Origin of the sequence: Janibacter melonis, assembly GCF_020567375.1 — a bacterium.
In the GTDB taxonomy this organism is placed as follows: Bacteria; Actinomycetota; Actinomycetes; order Actinomycetales; family Dermatophilaceae; genus Marihabitans; species Marihabitans melonis.
In genome coordinates this window covers 830,025-844,510 of record NZ_JAJBZM010000002.1, presented here as the reverse complement: position 1 = coordinate 844,510, position 14,486 = coordinate 830,025, and the positions used below count along the sequence as shown (strand labels likewise).

At 74.1% G+C, this 14,486-nt stretch carries 14 protein-coding genes; 9 read left to right on the top strand and 5 right to left on the bottom strand.

Going from position 1 to position 14,486, the window contains the following annotated elements:
- Positions 1–281: 281 nt before the first annotated feature.
- Positions 282–566, top strand: coding sequence for a hypothetical protein (locus LIV55_RS10200; RefSeq protein ID WP_229300111.1), 285 nt, complete (start codon positions 282–284; stop codon positions 564–566).
- A gap of 39 nt (positions 567–605) precedes the next feature.
- Positions 606–1,076 (top strand): hypothetical protein, encoded by a 471-nt coding sequence (locus tag LIV55_RS10195; protein WP_229300110.1) that lies wholly within the window; start codon positions 606–608, stop codon positions 1,074–1,076.
- A gap of 280 nt (positions 1,077–1,356) precedes the next feature.
- Here the strand turns inward: LIV55_RS10195 and LIV55_RS10190 are convergent, their stop codons facing one another.
- Positions 1,357–1,932, bottom strand: a complete 576-nt coding sequence (locus LIV55_RS10190; protein ID WP_229300109.1) for a GNAT family N-acetyltransferase — start codon at positions 1,930–1,932, stop codon at positions 1,357–1,359.
- Between the two features lie 79 nt (positions 1,933–2,011).
- On the opposite strand from LIV55_RS10190, the gene LIV55_RS10185 reads away from it, so the two are divergent.
- Positions 2,012–2,713 carry a hypothetical protein gene (locus LIV55_RS10185; RefSeq protein WP_123092696.1) on the top strand — a complete coding sequence of 234 codons (702 nt, stop codon included), beginning with the start codon at positions 2,012–2,014 and terminating at the stop codon, positions 2,711–2,713.
- Between the two features lie 68 nt (positions 2,714–2,781).
- The gene (locus LIV55_RS10180) at positions 2,782–3,210 is read left to right on the top strand and encodes an adenosine deaminase (RefSeq protein WP_123092697.1); all 429 of its coding nucleotides are present in this window, start codon (positions 2,782–2,784) and stop codon (positions 3,208–3,210) included.
- 202 nt (positions 3,211–3,412) lie between these two features.
- Here LIV55_RS10180 and LIV55_RS10175 read toward each other — a convergent pair whose 3' ends face one another.
- Together LIV55_RS10175 and LIV55_RS10170 are read right to left on the bottom strand one after the other, a co-directional pair.
- A complete protein-coding gene (locus tag LIV55_RS10175) occupies positions 3,413–4,240 on the bottom strand; it encodes an oxidoreductase (protein WP_229300108.1) in 828 nt (275 codons plus the stop codon).
- Positions 4,241–4,488: 248 nt separating this feature from the next.
- On the bottom strand, positions 4,489–6,714 hold the full coding sequence (locus tag LIV55_RS10170) for an MMPL family transporter (RefSeq protein WP_229300107.1): 2,226 nt from the start codon (positions 6,712–6,714) through the stop codon (positions 4,489–4,491).
- A 203-nt stretch (positions 6,715–6,917) separates the two neighbouring features.
- Between LIV55_RS10170 and LIV55_RS10165 the strand changes: the two genes are divergently transcribed.
- From LIV55_RS10165 to LIV55_RS10145, 5 genes are read left to right on the top strand one after another with little or no spacing between them, the layout of a single operon-like run.
- Positions 6,918–8,222 (top strand): sensor histidine kinase, encoded by a 1,305-nt coding sequence (locus LIV55_RS10165; RefSeq protein WP_229300106.1) that lies wholly within the window; start codon positions 6,918–6,920, stop codon positions 8,220–8,222.
- Positions 8,219–8,899, top strand: coding sequence for a response regulator (locus LIV55_RS10160; protein WP_123092701.1), 681 nt, complete (start codon positions 8,219–8,221; stop codon positions 8,897–8,899). Before LIV55_RS10165 ends, LIV55_RS10160 begins: the two co-directional genes overlap by 4 nt.
- A 1-nt stretch (position 8,900) precedes the next feature.
- Complete coding sequence (locus LIV55_RS10155) at positions 8,901–9,821, top strand: DUF4097 family beta strand repeat-containing protein (RefSeq protein WP_229300105.1); 921 nt, start codon at positions 8,901–8,903, stop codon at positions 9,819–9,821.
- A 25-nt stretch (positions 9,822–9,846) separates the two neighbouring features.
- Positions 9,847–11,100 carry an amidohydrolase gene (locus LIV55_RS10150; protein ID WP_229300104.1) on the top strand — a complete coding sequence of 418 codons (1,254 nt, stop codon included), beginning with the start codon at positions 9,847–9,849 and terminating at the stop codon, positions 11,098–11,100.
- A gap of 29 nt (positions 11,101–11,129) precedes the next feature.
- A complete protein-coding gene (locus tag LIV55_RS10145; RefSeq protein WP_229300103.1) occupies positions 11,130–12,377 on the top strand; it encodes a glucose-1-phosphate adenylyltransferase family protein in 1,248 nt (415 codons plus the stop codon).
- 285 nt (positions 12,378–12,662) lie between these two features.
- Here LIV55_RS10145 and LIV55_RS10140 read toward each other — a convergent pair whose 3' ends face one another.
- Both LIV55_RS10140 and LIV55_RS10135 read right to left on the bottom strand, forming a co-directional pair.
- Complete coding sequence (locus LIV55_RS10140) at positions 12,663–13,076, bottom strand: GNAT family N-acetyltransferase (protein WP_372456519.1); 414 nt, start codon at positions 13,074–13,076, stop codon at positions 12,663–12,665.
- Positions 13,077–13,159: 83 nt separating this feature from the next.
- Entirely contained in the window at positions 13,160–14,029 is an 870-nt protein-coding gene (locus LIV55_RS10135) for an SMP-30/gluconolactonase/LRE family protein (protein WP_229300102.1), read from the bottom strand.
- Positions 14,030–14,486: the final 457 nt, after the last annotated feature.

Below are 14,486 nucleotides of genomic sequence, written 5' to 3'. Positions count from 1 at the left end.
CCCCTTCGCGCCGGTCCCGCGATCGCGGGACCGGACGAGTGCGGCGGGACGGCAACGGTCGTCGCCCGCGCGCTGCCCGGGTAGCGGCCAGGTGCGTGGAGCATGACCGGGGTCTACTTCCTGCCCTTCTCGGCGCACGTCTCCGCGCGCCGACCCGTGTCATGCCTTACCGGCAGGTCGTCCACCCACGAAGAGTAGAACCGCACCCGGTCGGGTCTCGATCAGACGACGGGCTCGCCGGGTGCCGTCCCCGCGGCCGCGAGCCCCGCTAGCGTCACGCCATGACAGTGCTGGCACGCGCACGCCGAGGCCGGACCCTCCGCGCGCTCCCGCTGAGCATCGGCCTCGTGGTGCTGGGTGCGTGCGGGGGCGACGTCCAGGAGAGCGACGACGGCGCACGTCTGGTGACCGGGCGCCTGGGGTCGATGAACGACGCGCTGAAGACCTTCACGGTCACCGGCCTCGACGACCAGGGCTGCGTCACGGATGCCACGAACGCCTCGGTGCTCGACCGGGTCGAGCAGACCTGCGGTGCAGACGTGGCCGTCGTCGTCAACAGCTGGTGATGACCGCCCCCGACGGCACCTACGATCTGGTCCATGCGCATGAGCAGGGGGATCGGGACAGGTGCGGCGGCGGCGACGGTGCTCGGGGTGATGACGCTCGCGTCCTGCGGTGCCCGCAGCGCGCACGACACGGCGGACGACTTCGCCTCGGCGATCGCAGACGGCACCGTCTCGGAGCACCCCGAGCTCTTCGAGCCCTCGCCGCGCGACGCGCAGATGGCCGTGCTCGACGACTTCCACACCCGGTGCTCGGTCGACGAGGACTCGGCCGAGGTCGCCCCGGGTGCGATCACCCCGCAGATGCGCAGCATGGCCGTGGTCGTCGAGTGCGACGGGCGGACCATGCTCATCGGGACGCAGGTCACCGAGCCGAGCTACGGGACCGACGAGAGCAGCGACTTCGTCATCGAGCCGCACTTCCTGCCCGGCGGCGAGCGGGACGGCGAGTTCTCCCGCTCCGGCCTGCCCGACGACATCAAGCACCTCGACCGGGTCCCCGCCGCCGGCTAGTCCGCCCCGTCGCCTCGCCACGTCCCGTGCATGGCGGCCGGTCGATACCCGCGGGGAGCAGGACTGCGTGCGGGGTCCATGACCCGCGCGTGGCCCACGACCCCCGCCGAGGTATGGCGATCGGCCCCGGATCCGTGGATCCGGGGCCGATCTGCCATACCTCGGCGAAGGGGGAGTCAGGTACCTCGGCGAAGGGGGGAGTCAGGTACCTCGGCGAAGGGGGGAGTCAGGAGCGCGGCGGGGTCCCGTCGTCCCCCAGGTCCGACGCCGGCCTGAGCCCCTAGACCAGGCTGCGCCGCATGACGATGCGGGGCATCTTCGAGGCGACGGCGTCGGTCACGCCGACCTGCTCGAAGCCCGCCCGCTCGAAGATCGCCCGTGTCCCGACGAAGGCCATCGTCGTGTCCATCCGACCCTCCGGGTCGACGGGGTACGCCTCGACCGCCGGGGCGCCGCGGCTGCGGGCGTACGCGACCGCGCCCTCGACGAGGTGGGCGGTGACACCCCTTCGCCGGTGACCTCCGCGCACGACGAGGCAGATGATCGACCAGACGGGCACCTCGTCGACCGGGCGGATGAGCTCGGAGCGCACGAGCCGCGGGATCTCGGCGCGTGGGCTGATGTGGCACCACCCGACGGGCACGCCGTCGTCGTAGGTGATGACGCCGGGGCGGCTGCGGCGGGCGGCGAGCGCGCGCATCGCCTCCTCGCGGCTGCCGCCACCGAGCTCCTCGATCTCGCCCGCGCGCAACCGGTGCGACAGGCACCAGCAGTGGGTGGCACGGCGGTTCGGGTTGATGACGTCGGCGAAGTCCTCGAAGCGTGCGGGGGTCAGCGGATGGGTCTCGAAGGCCACGGCTGCCCCCTTCGCTCGGCGTCGCGTCGAGCATGGCACCGCGGCTGCCACGCGGCGACCCACGACCTACCCTTCCTGCGTGCCTCGCCTCGACCGCCTCGACGCCGACCGCGTCCAGGCCACCATCGCCACCCTCGAGGAGCGCGTGACGACGCGCTTCCCGGACCGCAACCTCCCTCGCGTCGCCCGCGAGCTGTCGATGCTCGCCGACGAGGTCGAGGACGTCTCCGGGGCCTCGCGGGTGCGGCTGCGGATGACGCGGTGGATGTCCTTCGCGCTCGGGCTGGTCATCGTCGGCGTCACGCTCTACGTCGTGGCCGCGGTTCTGCGCGAGGTCATGGGCACCTACGAGGGCGAGGCCGGCCGCTGGGTGCCGCTCGTCGAGTCGGGCATCAACGACGTGGTCTTCGCGGCGATCGCCGTGTGGTTCCTCCTCGCGCTGCCCTCGCGGCTCGAGCGCGCCCGGATCCTCGCCCTGCTGCACCGGCTGCGCTCGCTCGCGCACGTCATCGACATGCATCAGCTGACGAAGGACCCCGAGCACCTCAACCCCGCGTACGTCCCCACCGAGGCCTCGGTCGGCGACGCGATGACCCGCGCCCAGATGGCGCAGTACCTCGACTACTGCTCCGAGCTGCTCTCGCTCACCGGCAAGGTCGCCGCCCTGTGCGCCGAGGCGAGCGAGGACGACGTCGTCCTCGACACCGTCTCCGACGTCGAGACCCTGTGCTCGGGCCTCGCCGCGAAGATCTGGCAGAAGATCTCGCTCCTGCCGGGGTAGCCGCTCGCGGGCAGCCGGGGTGGACAAGAACCCCCGTCGGCCCACCCCCCGCGTGTCAGGGTGGAGGCATGAGCGACCAGCCCACCAGCGACAACACCGACCGCGAGATCGTCGGGCTCGACGAGCACCTCGACGAGGCTCAGCAGGACGTGCGGATCGGCTCCGACGAGACCGACGACCTGCCCATCACGCCCCCCGACATGCAGCCGCGCAACACCGAGCGCGAGATGGCCGGCTGGGCCGAGGGCGAGGAGACCATCGACGAGCGGATCGCGCAGGAGGTGCCCGAGGAGGGCACCGCCTACGGCGCCCCCGACAACGAGAGCGGCCTGGACCGCGAGCCGCGCGTCGGCGGCGACGACCCGCTGTCGATCCCGGCCGAGGACGACTTCGTCTCCGACTCCGCGGCCGACGAGCGGCACGTCTCGCAGGACGACCCGGCCGAGGAGGCCGCGATGCACGTCGAGGGTGACGAGCCCCTCGACGACACGGTCTGAGCGGCACCCGAACCCGCCACCATCCTCTTACCCCCAGCCCTCCCCCCCTGCACTCACAGTGCCTGCGACGCCGAGACCCGCTCGTGGTCCGTGACACCCGCTCCTCGCCGACCGGCGGGCACCGGGCCTCGCGGACGACGAGCGGGTCTCGGCGCGGCGGGCGGGCTCAGCCCGTGCCGCGGGCGGCGGGCGGCGGGCGGGCTCAGCCCATCCCGCGCGCGACGAGCGCGTCGAGCACCCGGGCCGGCAGGACCCTCGCGGCGAAGGTCGCCGGCTTCGCGCCCGCGCCGATCGCGTAGCGGATCCGGGGACGATCGGCGGTGGCGGCGTGCTCGATGGCCTTGGCCACGACGTCCGGCGACGACGCGATGCGCTCGATGCCGCTGGAGAGCCCCTTCGCCATCCGCCGCACCGGCGCCGCGTACGGCCCGTCGCCCGACACCTCGACCGCCGAGTCGGTGGCGATCCCGCCCCACTCGGTCCTGATGGCGCCGGGCTCGACGACGCTCACCCGGATGCCGAAGGGGGCGACCTCGGCCCGTAGCGAGTCGCTGAGCCCTTCGAGCGCGAACTTGCTCGCGTGGTACCACCCGCCGAAGGGCCCGGCGAAGCGCCCGCCCATCGACGAGACGTTGATGATGCGTCCCGATCCCTGCGCACGCATCGTCGGCAGGACGAGCTGGATCATCCGGGCCAGGCCGATGACGTTGGTCTCGAGCTGGCGCCGGGCCTCGTCGAGCGGCACCTCTTCGACCGACCCGTACGAGCCGTAGCCGGCGTTGCCGACGAGCACGTCGACCCGGCCGTGCTCCTTGAGCACCTGCTCCACCCCGGCCACCATGCTCGCGTCGTCGGTGACGTCGAGGAAGAGGGGGCGCACCCCGTGGCCGAGCTCGGCGAGGCGGTCCGCTCGGCGGGCGGCGCCGTAGACGACGAAGCCCGCCCGCGCGAGACGGCGGGCGGTAGCCGCCCCGATGCCCGAGGAGGCACCGGTGACGATCGCGACGGGCGACGAGGTGGGACCGGCCATGACAGCTCCTGTGGTGGGTGAGGGCGGGCACCCATCGTCACCCACGACGGTCCCCCCTTCGCCCGCCGACGTCCCCCTTCGCGCCGGCTCGACCCCCCTTCGCCCGCCGAGACCCGCTCGTGGTCCGTCATGCCCGCTCTCCGCGGGGCGGCGACGAGCGGGGTTCACGGACCACGAGCGGGGTTCGGCGTGGATGGGTGGGGCGAAGAGGGACTGACGAGGCTCAGTGGTGGAAGGCCGGCAGCCCCTCAGTGGTGGAAGGCCGGCAGCCACCGCGGCCCGCGGTGGGCCCGGTCACCGAGCAGAGCGAGCACCGCGGGGAGCAGCAGGGCGCGGACGACGGTCGCGTCGAGGAAGATCGCGACGGCCAGCCCGACGCCGAGCTGCTTCATGTCGAGCACCGACAGGGTGGCGAAGATCGAGAAGACGCCGATCATCACCGCCGCCGCGCTCGTGACGACCCCGGCGGAGCGGGCCACCCCGAGACGCACGGCCTCGCGCGGCGACGACCCGGCCAGCCGCGCCTCGCGCACCCGGCTCGTGACGAAGACGTGGTAGTCCATCGACAGCCCGAAGAGCACGACGAACATCAGCAGCGGCAACCAGGCCGCGATCGCGCCGGTCGAGTCGAAGTCGAGCACCGACTCGGCCCATGTGCCGGAGAAGATCGCGGTCATCACGCCGTACGCGGCGCCCACGGAGAGCAGGTTGAGCCCGATCGTCGCGGCGGCCAGCCACAGCGACCCGAAGGACAGCGCCATGACGACGAAGGTCAGCGCGAGGACGAAGCCGACGACCCACGGCAGGCGCGAGTCCATCCACTGCGTGAGGTCGGTCGACGCGGCCTGACCGCCGACGTGCACCTGCGCGCCCGGCACGTCCGCGAGCTCCGCGCGGATGTCGTCGGCCTCGTCGCGCACCTGGGCGACGACGCCGGGCAGGCGCTCGTCGGACGCGCTCATGCCGACACCGACGTCGAGCACGCTCACCGTGCCGTCGCCGGACACCTGCGGCTGGGGCGCCACCCCGGAGACGTGCGGCAGAGCGGCGAGGTCGCCCGAGGACGCCTCGAGCGCCCGGGCCACCTCGGCCTCGCTGCCGGCCGGAGCCCTGACGACGACCTGGACGGCGGTGCCGTCGCTCGGGATCGCCCGCTCGAGCTGGTGCGTGGCGGCGACGACGGGCAGGTCCTGGGGCAGGGTCTCGACCCCGCCAAGCGCGGTCTTCATGCCGAGCGCGGGGGCGGCGAGCGCGACGAGGAGCGCGGTGACGACCGCCGCCCACGCGAGCGGACGGCGGGTGGCGACACCGGCGACGCGGCCCCAGACGGAGCGACCGGCGGCGCGGCGCGCCTCTCGGCGCCGGGCGAAGGGGAGCCGCAGCGCGTCGACCCGGTCGCCGAGGACGGCGAGCAGGGCGGGCAGCACGGTGGCGGAGAAGACGACGGCGAGCGCGACGACGACGATCGTGCCGACCGCGAGCGAGGAGAAGAGCCCGCCCGCGACGAGCATCCCCGCCATCGCGACGACAACGGTGACGCCGGAGATGACGACGGCCCGGCCCGCGGTGGCACCGGCGACGGCGATGGCGTCCTCGACGCTCGCCCCCGCGGCCCGCTCCTCGTGGGCCCGGCGCAGGACGAAGAGCGCGTAGTCGACACCGACGGCCAGACCGATGAGCAGGACGAGGCTCTGGGCGTTCGGGTCGACGTCGACGGCGCCACGGCTCAGCGCGGCCGTGATGCCCATCGCCGTGACGACGCTCAGCAGACCGAGCACGAGCGGCACGCCCGCGGCGACGACCGCGCCGAAGGCGATCGCGAGGATGACGAGGGTCAGCGGGATGCTGAAGAGCTCGGCCCGGGCGAAGTCCTCGCCCATCGACTCGTCGAGCGCCAGGGAGGCCGACCCCTCGCCGACCTGCCCGACCTCGAGGTCGGGGTGCGCCGCGCGCACGTCGTCGGTCACGGCGAGGACCGGCCCGACGACGTCGGAGGCGCTCGGCCCGTCGACATCGCCGCCGCCGGAGCTCGAGACCGCGTCGAGCTCGACGGGGAGCACGACGCTCGCGCCGTCGGCCCCGGGGACCGGGTCGCCGACCGAGGCGACGCCGTCGACCCCTTCGTAGGCGGCGGCGAGCTCGCGTCCGAGAGCGGTCCGCTCGGCCACCGACATCGAGCCGTCCCGCGCGGTGACGACGACGTGCTCGACGGGGGCACCGCCGAGGTCGGACGCCATCTGGATGTCGACCGCCGCGCGGGAGTCGCCGACGAGCTGGGCCTCGGGCGGGGTCGTGACGATGCCCCGGCTCGCGGCGGCCCCGCCGCCGATGAGGGCGGCGAGGGCGAGCGCGAGGACGACCCACCGGTGGCGGGCGCACCACCGGGCGAGCGGGGACCCGACCGGGCGGGTCGACGCCGGGGTCGGCGGGGGCGTGGGCGGTGCGGGGTCGCGGTACGGCGTGAGCACGGACATGGGTGGCTCCATGGGGTGGCGAAGGGGTGAGACGTGGCGTGGTCGTGCTCCTCCAACCTCTCGCCGGGCACCCGTGCGCCGCACTGGTGCCGGCGCCCGTCCTCACCGCCGCCGACCCCACCTCGGGGGTGGGGCCAGCCCCACCCCCGACCTGGGTGCCCGCGGGGCAGACGTGGCGAGCCGGTCCTCCTAGGTTTGTCGTCATGACCAGCACCGCCGTCGCCACCCCGACGCACCCACCCGGCCTGGCCCGCACGTGGGTGCGCGGCTGGGGCTCGCTCGCCCTGCTCCTCACCGACCTGCTCACCGGTGTCGTCGCGATCGTGCTGTCCTCGGTGCTCCTCGCGAGCATCGTCAGCCTGCCCGGTGCCTTCGTCACCCTGCCGCTCGCCGTCGGCACGCTGCTGCTCGGCGGCTGGCTCGGCCGGGCCGAGCGCCACCGCGTCGGCGCTCTCACCGGGGCGACGATCGACCCGCCGACGGTGCGCACCGACCAGCCGCTGTGGCGCCGGCTCGTCCTCGACCCGACCGACTGGCGGGCCGCCGCGTACTGGGCGCTCCACGCGCTGTGGGGCACCTTCATCGGGGCCGTGACGCTCGCCGTCCTCGCGCAGGCCCTGCTCCTCGCGCTGCTGCCCCTCATCCGGCTCGGCGTCGACGTCGAGACGGTCCGGATCTTCTGGGGCATCCCCATCGGCGACGGGAGCGGGCCGTGGGTCGGCACCGCGATCGGCGTCGTCGTCCTGCTCCTGCTGCCGCTGGCCGCCCGCGCCCTGGCCGCCGTCGATGTCAACCTCGCCCGGTGGCTGCTGGGGGCTGACCGCCGCCGGGAGGTCGAGCAGCTGAGCGCCCGGGTGGACACCCTCACCGAGAGCCGGCGCGAGACGGTCGACTCCGTCGAGGCCGAGCGCCGCCGGATCGAGCGCGACCTGCACGACGGTCCCCAGCAGCGGCTCGTCTCGATCGCGATGAGCCTGGGCATGGCCCGCGACGCCCTCGAGCGCGACCCCGCCACGGCCCGCGAGCTCGTCGACGAGGCGCACGCCTCGGCGAAGGAGGCGATCGTCGAGATGCGTCAGGTGGCGCGCGGCATCGTCCCCCCGATCCTCGCCGACCGCGGGCTCGACGCCGCGCTCTCCGCGCTCGCCAACCGCAGCCCGCTGCCCGTCTCCGTCACCGTCCGCGGGGTGGGCCGGGTCGACCCGACGCTCGAGGCGATCGCCTACTTCGTCGTCTCCGAGGCCCTGACCAACGTCGCCAAGCACGCCGCGGCCACCTCGGCCACGGTCGACGTCAGCCGCGCGACCGCCGCCGACGGCGAGGTGCTCGCGCTCACCGTGAGCGACGACGGCCGCGGCGGTGCCGACCCCTCGCGCGGCACCGGGCTCGCCGGCCTGCAGCAGCGCGTGGCTGCGGTCGACGGCCAGCTCTACGTCACCTCCCCCGCCGGCGGGCCCACCACCCTGCACGCCGTCCTCCCCCTTCGTCCCGGCAGGAGCCAGTCATGACCACTCCCACCCCCACCGACCTCACGGTCGTCCTCGCCGAGGACTCGGTCCTCCTGCGCGACGGGCTGGTGCGGCTGCTCGGTGCGTCTGGCATCACCGTGGCCGCCGCGTGCGGCGACGCCGAGAGCTTCTTGCGCGCGGTCGCCGAGCACGAGCCCGACCTCGTCGTCGTCGACGTGCGGATGCCCCCGACGTACACGAGCGAGGGGATCAAGGCCGCGCTCGTCGTGCGCGAGCAGCACCCCGACACCGCCGTCATGGTGCTCAGCCAGTACGTCGAGGAGCAGTACGCCACCGAGCTCGTCGCCTCGCGGCCGCGCGGTGTCGGGTACCTGCTCAAGGACCGCGTCGCCGACACCGGCGACTTCGTCGCCGCGCTGCACGAGGTGCACGGCGGCGGCACCGTCCTCGACCCCGAGGTCGTCGGCCAGCTGCTCTCGCGGGCCGCGAACCGCGACCCGCTCGCCGCCCTCACCCCCCGCGAGCGCGAGGTCCTCGGGCTCATGGCACAGGGCCGGACGAACTCCGCGATCGGTGCCGCCCTCTTCGTCTCCGACGGGGCCGTCGAGAAGCACGTCTCCTCGATCTTCACCAAGCTCGACCTGCCGCCGGCCGAGGGCGACCACCGCCGCGTGCTCGCCGTCCTGCGCTGGCTCGACCACGGAGAGGAGCGCTGAGATGGCCGCCGACGACCGCACCCAGCCGGTCCCCCCGCCCCCCTCGGGCTCGACCCCGACCGCGACCCTGCCGACGGCACGACCCGCAGGTGCGGGCGGCCCGGCGGCCCTGCCCGGTCTGCCCGGCACGTCCGGTGCACCCGGCGCCCCCGGCGCCCCCGGCGAAGGGGGACCGTCCCAGCGCCCGCGCGGCGGCCCGACGACCCGGTCGCTCGCCTGGCTCGTCCGGCTCGTCGCCGGGGTCCTCGCCACCCTGCTCGTCCTCGGCGTGATGTCGGGACTCGTCGGGCCGATGATCACCAAGGAGGACCGCCAGGAGCAGGCCCTCCCGGCCGGGATGACGAGCCTGCGCGTCGCCGGGGGCACCGGGTCCGTGCAGGTCCGCGCCGCCGACCCGGGCGAGCGACCCTCGCTCGTGCGCACGACGCGGTGGAGCTTCGTGCGACCCGAGGTCTCGGTGAGCACGGCCGGCGACGAGGTCGTCGCCAGCAGCGAGTGCCGCAGCGGGCCCTTCAGCAACCCCTGCGAGACGCGGTGGGTGCTCGTCGTGCCCGAGGGCACGCAGGTGGGCGTCGACCTCGACGTCGGCGAGATCCGCGTCGCCGGCACCTCCGGCGACGTCGACGCGCAGACCGACGTCGGGGAGATCCGCGTCGTCGGCACGACCGCTGAGCGGGTGACCGCCCGGGCGGACGTCGGCTCGGTGCGGGTCGTTGCGGCGTCTCCCGTCCGCTCGGCCGACGTGAGCACCGACGTCGGCGAGGCGGTCCTCGTCCTGCCCCGCGGCAGCGAGCGCTACCGGGTCGACGTGCAGGCCGATGTCGGCAGCCCCGTCGTCGAGGTCGACGACGACCCCACCGCAGACCGCTCGGTGACGGTGAGCAGCTCGGTCGGCGACGCCCGGGTCCAGTACGCCGACTGAGCCCGAGCAGGAGCACGATGGGGGCATGAGCGTGCAGAGCGTCCTCGAGCCCCTCGCCACCGTCCGCACCGAGCTCGAAGAGCTCTACCGCGACCTGCACGCCCATCCCGAGCTCTCCCACGAGGAGCACCGCACCGCCGGGCTCGTCGCGCAGCGGCTGCGGGCCGACGGCTTCGAGGTGCACGAAGGGGTCGGCGGCACCGGCGTCGTCGGGGTCCTCGCGGACGGCGAGGGCCCCGTCGTCCTGCTCCGGGCCGACATGGACGCGCTCCCGGTGCGCGAGGCGACCGGTCTCGACTACGCGAGCACGGCGACGGCTGCCGACGGCGAGCCGGTGATGCACGCGTGCGGGCACGACGTGCACGTCACCGCGCTCCTCGGTGCGGCGCACCTGCTCGCCGTGGGGTCGCAGCACTGGTCGGGCACGCTCGTCGCGCTCTTCCAGCCGGGCGAGGAGCACGGCGACGGGGCGCAGCGGATGGTCGACGACGGGCTGGACGATCTCATCCCTTCGCCCGACGTCGCGCTCGGGCAGCACGTCCTCGTCGCCCCGGCGGGCCACGTCGGCACCCGGTCCGGCCCGGTGCTCAGCGCCGCCGACAGCCTGCGGGTGACGATCCACGGGCGCGGCGCCCACGGGTCGATGCCCCACGTCGCCGTCGACCCGGTCGTCGTCGCCGCGACCGCGGTCGTCGCCCTGCAGCAGGTCGTCTCGCGCGACGTCGCGCCGACCGAGCCGGCGGTGCTCACCGTCGGGTCGATCCGGGCCGGCACGACGGCGAACATCATCCCCGACACCGCCGAGCTGCTCATCAACATCCGCACCTACGACGACGACACCCGTCAGGTCGTCCTCGACGGGACCGACCGGGTCGTCCAGGGCATCTGCGCAGCGGCCGGCACCCCGCACCCGGCGGACGTCGAGCGCTACCAGAGCTACCCCCTGACCGACAACGACGCCGGCACGACGCAGCGCGTCCACGAGGCCTTCGCGGCGGTATTCGGCGACGCGGTCGTCGAGCTGCCGCTGCAGTCGGCGAGCGAGGACTTCAGCGACGTCCCCACCGCGCTCGGGGTGCCCTACACGTACTGGGGCATCGGGGGCACCGACCCCGAGGTCTACCGCCGGGCGCAGGAGGAGGGCCGCCTCGGCGAGCTGCCGGTCAACCACTCGCCGGCCTTCGCCCCCGTCGTCCAGCCCACCCTCGACACCGGGGTGAGCGCCCTCGTCACCGCGGCGATGGCGTGGCTGGCGAAGGGGGAGCCACCCGCCGTGTGACGGCGGTCCGCGCGACTAGGTTGAGCCGCATGTCGAGCGTCGTCCCCCTCTCTCGCGTCCCGAAGATCGTCGGGGTCGTCCAGGCGGGTGGTCAGGGCTCCCGCATGGACGTCCTCACGCGCGAGCGCGCCAAGCCCGCGCTCCCCTTCGCCGGTAGCTACCAGCTCGTCGACTTCGCGCTGAGCAACTTCGGCAACAGCGGGATCGCCGACGTGTGGGTGTCGGTCCAGTACGAGGCGTCCTCGCTCGACCGTCACCTCGCCGGCGGGCGCCCGTGGGACCTCGACCGCACCCGCGGCGGCTACCGCCGGCTCGTGCCGGAGGAGGGGCAGCCCAGCGGGTCCGGCGGCTTCAGCGCCGGCAACGCCGACGACCTGCTGAAGATGGGGGCGCAGCTGCGCGAGGCGGGCGCCGAGGTCGTCGTCGTGACGAGCGCCGACCAGGTCTACCGCCTCGACATGCGGGCCGTCGTCGCCCAGCACCTCGAGCGCGGGTCCGAGGCCACGATCGTCACCGTCGAGGTGCCGCTCGTGCAGGCCAAGCACAAGACGGTCGTCGACGTCGACCGGGACGGCGTCGTGCAGGGGCTGACCGACAAGCCCACCGCCCCGCCGCACGGGACGATCGCCGCCGAGGTCTTCGTCTACGACGTGCCGGTGCTGCTGCGCACGCTCGACGCGATCCGGCACGAACGGGCGCAGGCCGACCCAGGGCTCACGGAGGGGATCGGCGACTTCCCCGACCGCCTGCTCCCGCGGCTCGTCGACGGCGGCAAGACCCACGCGTACGCGCTCACGGGCTACTGGCGCGACCTCGGCCGCCCCTCCGCCTACCTCGCCGCGCACCGCGAGCTGCTGCGCGGACGGGTCGACGTCTTCGACGACCCGGCGTGGCCGATCCTCACCCGGTCGCCGGAGATGCCGCCGCCGATGATGCACGCGGGCAGCGTCGTCGAGGACTCGATGATCAGCCCCGGGTCGCACGTGCACGGCACGGTGCGGCGCAGCGTCGTCGGACCGGGCTGCGTCGTCGAGGCGGGGGCGGTCGTCGAGGACTCGGTGCTCATGCACCGGGTCCGGGTCGCGTCCGGCGCGCAGGTCTTCGCCGCGGTCGTCGACGACTCGTGCCGGGTCGGCGAGGACGCGCAGGTCGGGGCCCAGCCGAAGCGCTGGCCGCCCTCGGACTCCGCCGTCGTGCTCGTCGGTCGTGAGTCACACGTGGCGAAGGCGGTCGTCCTCGAGCCGGGCGCCCGCCTCGAGCCCGGCACCACCGCCTGACGTCTCGACGCTGTCGCTGGTCGAGGTGCGAGGGCATCGTGCCGGGCGAGACCACCCGGGACGATGACCAAGGTGCCGAGGGTGGCTTCGAAGCTCCTTCGTCGCACCTCAACACCGAGGTCGTTGGTCGCGGTCACCTGGTCGCCGCTCCCGCCTTCGCGACCGAGTGAGCGCGAAACGCCGCTACGCCCGCGACGTAGCGGCGAGTTGCGCTCACTCGACCCCGCCGGCTCCCTGTCGGGGCTCGCTGGCGCTCGGCGCCCGAGCCTCGAGACCACTTCCCCTCTACAGCTCGCGGATGTAGCAGAGCATGAGGTCGCCGGTGCCGGGGTCGACGCAGGAGAAGCCCCACCGCTCGTAGAAGCGGCGGGTGTCGATGTCGACGGCGTCGACGTTGATGTCGAGCTCGACGGCCCCGACGGCGACGGCGTCGTCGAGGGCGCGACCCAGGAGGGCCGCACCCACCCCTTCGTCGCGCAGCGCCGGCCGGACGTAGAGCTCCTCGAGCTGGACGAGCGGGCCGTCGCCGTACGGGGTCGGCCGGTAGGTGAGGTAGGCGAAGCCGATGTCCTCGCCGCCCTCCCGCGCGAGCAGCACGACGACGTCCTCGCGCTCGAGCAGCCGCTCGAAGCGTGCCGCGAGGACCGCGGCGGCCGGCGTCGGCGTGACAAACTCGGTGTTGAAGTCGAAGAGGAGCAGCCCGACGGTGCCCGCGTCGGAGGGACCCGCCCGGCGGACCTCGAGGTCCGCCGGGCCGGGTGCCGGGCTCTCTCCCCCTTCGCTCAGAGCGTCGCCGCCTCGATCGTGCCGGCGCTGCGGCCGTCGACGTGCACGGGCTCGCTGCCGGGAGCGGTCATCGCGTAGAGGGTGCGGCCGTCGGGGCCGCCGACGGCGCAGGCGAAGGCGTTCTGCGTGGTCTGGACGGTGCCGGTGACCTCGCCGCCCTCGGCATAGCGCACGACGGCCGCGCCGAGCGCCGCCGCCACCCAGATCCCGCCGTCGGGGTCGGCCGCGATGCCGTCGGGGGCGACCATCTGGGGGGCGGTCGAGGCCCAGACGCGGCGGTTCGTGAGCGAGCCGTCGGGCTGGACGGTGAAGGCCGTGAGCTGCAGGCGCAGGGTCTCGGCGAGGACGAGGGTCCGGCCGCCGTCGAGCAGCACCATGCCGTTGGGGAAGCGCACATCCGGCGCGGCGACGCTCACCGTGCCGTCGGGGTCAACCCGGACGAGGTTCGTCAGCCCGGCCTGCTCGTCGGCGAGGATCGTCTCGACGTCGCGCTCGTCCATGTCGGCGTGCAGGTCGTAGCCGAAGTTGCCCACGTAGGCGCGGCCCTGGTCGTCGACGACCATGTCGTTGGCGTGGAAGCCGCAGTGCTGCGAGATGTCGGCGTGCTCGACGAGGCTGCCGTCGGGCTCGAGACGCAGCACCCGGTGGTCGGTCATCGACACGACGAGCATCCGCCCGTCGGGCAACCAGCCCAGCCCGGAGGGCTGCCCGGGCACGTCGACCACCTTCGTCTCGTCACCCGTCTCCGGGTCGAAGGTGTACACCGCGTGCCGGTAGAAGTCGCTGAACCACAGCAGACCACCCCGCCAGCGCGGACCCTCTCCGAAGTCGAGACCGTCACGGACCACCAAGGACGTCGTCGTCATGGCCGCAGCCTCGCACCAGGGGGCCGTTCGCGGAAGGGAATCGCGACGGTGACCTCTCCGGAGCCCTCGGCCGGAGGCCCATGGCGACCTTCGTCGCCCACGACCAGCACGCCCCGATGGCCCGCGCGTCCGGGCGGGCGATGCAAGGCATCGGGCTGCTCGGCGCCCTCGTCGTCGTCCTGCTCCTCACCCCGGTGCCCGCGACGTCGATGACGACCGCTCGCAGCAGGACGTCGAGCGGGCCGAGACCGAGCTCTCGCGCCGCTGACTCCCCCTTCGCCCCCCCTGGTGCAAAACCCTGCTGGCTGGGTCTTGATGTGCCAGGACCCCTTCGAGACCCTGCTGGCTCGTCGAAGGGCTGCCAGCAGGGTTTTGTCAGATCGGGGTCGCGACGGGGGACGCCGAAGGGGGGCGACTCAATCGTCGCCCGAAACCCGGGTGACTCCGCCGGCCGGCT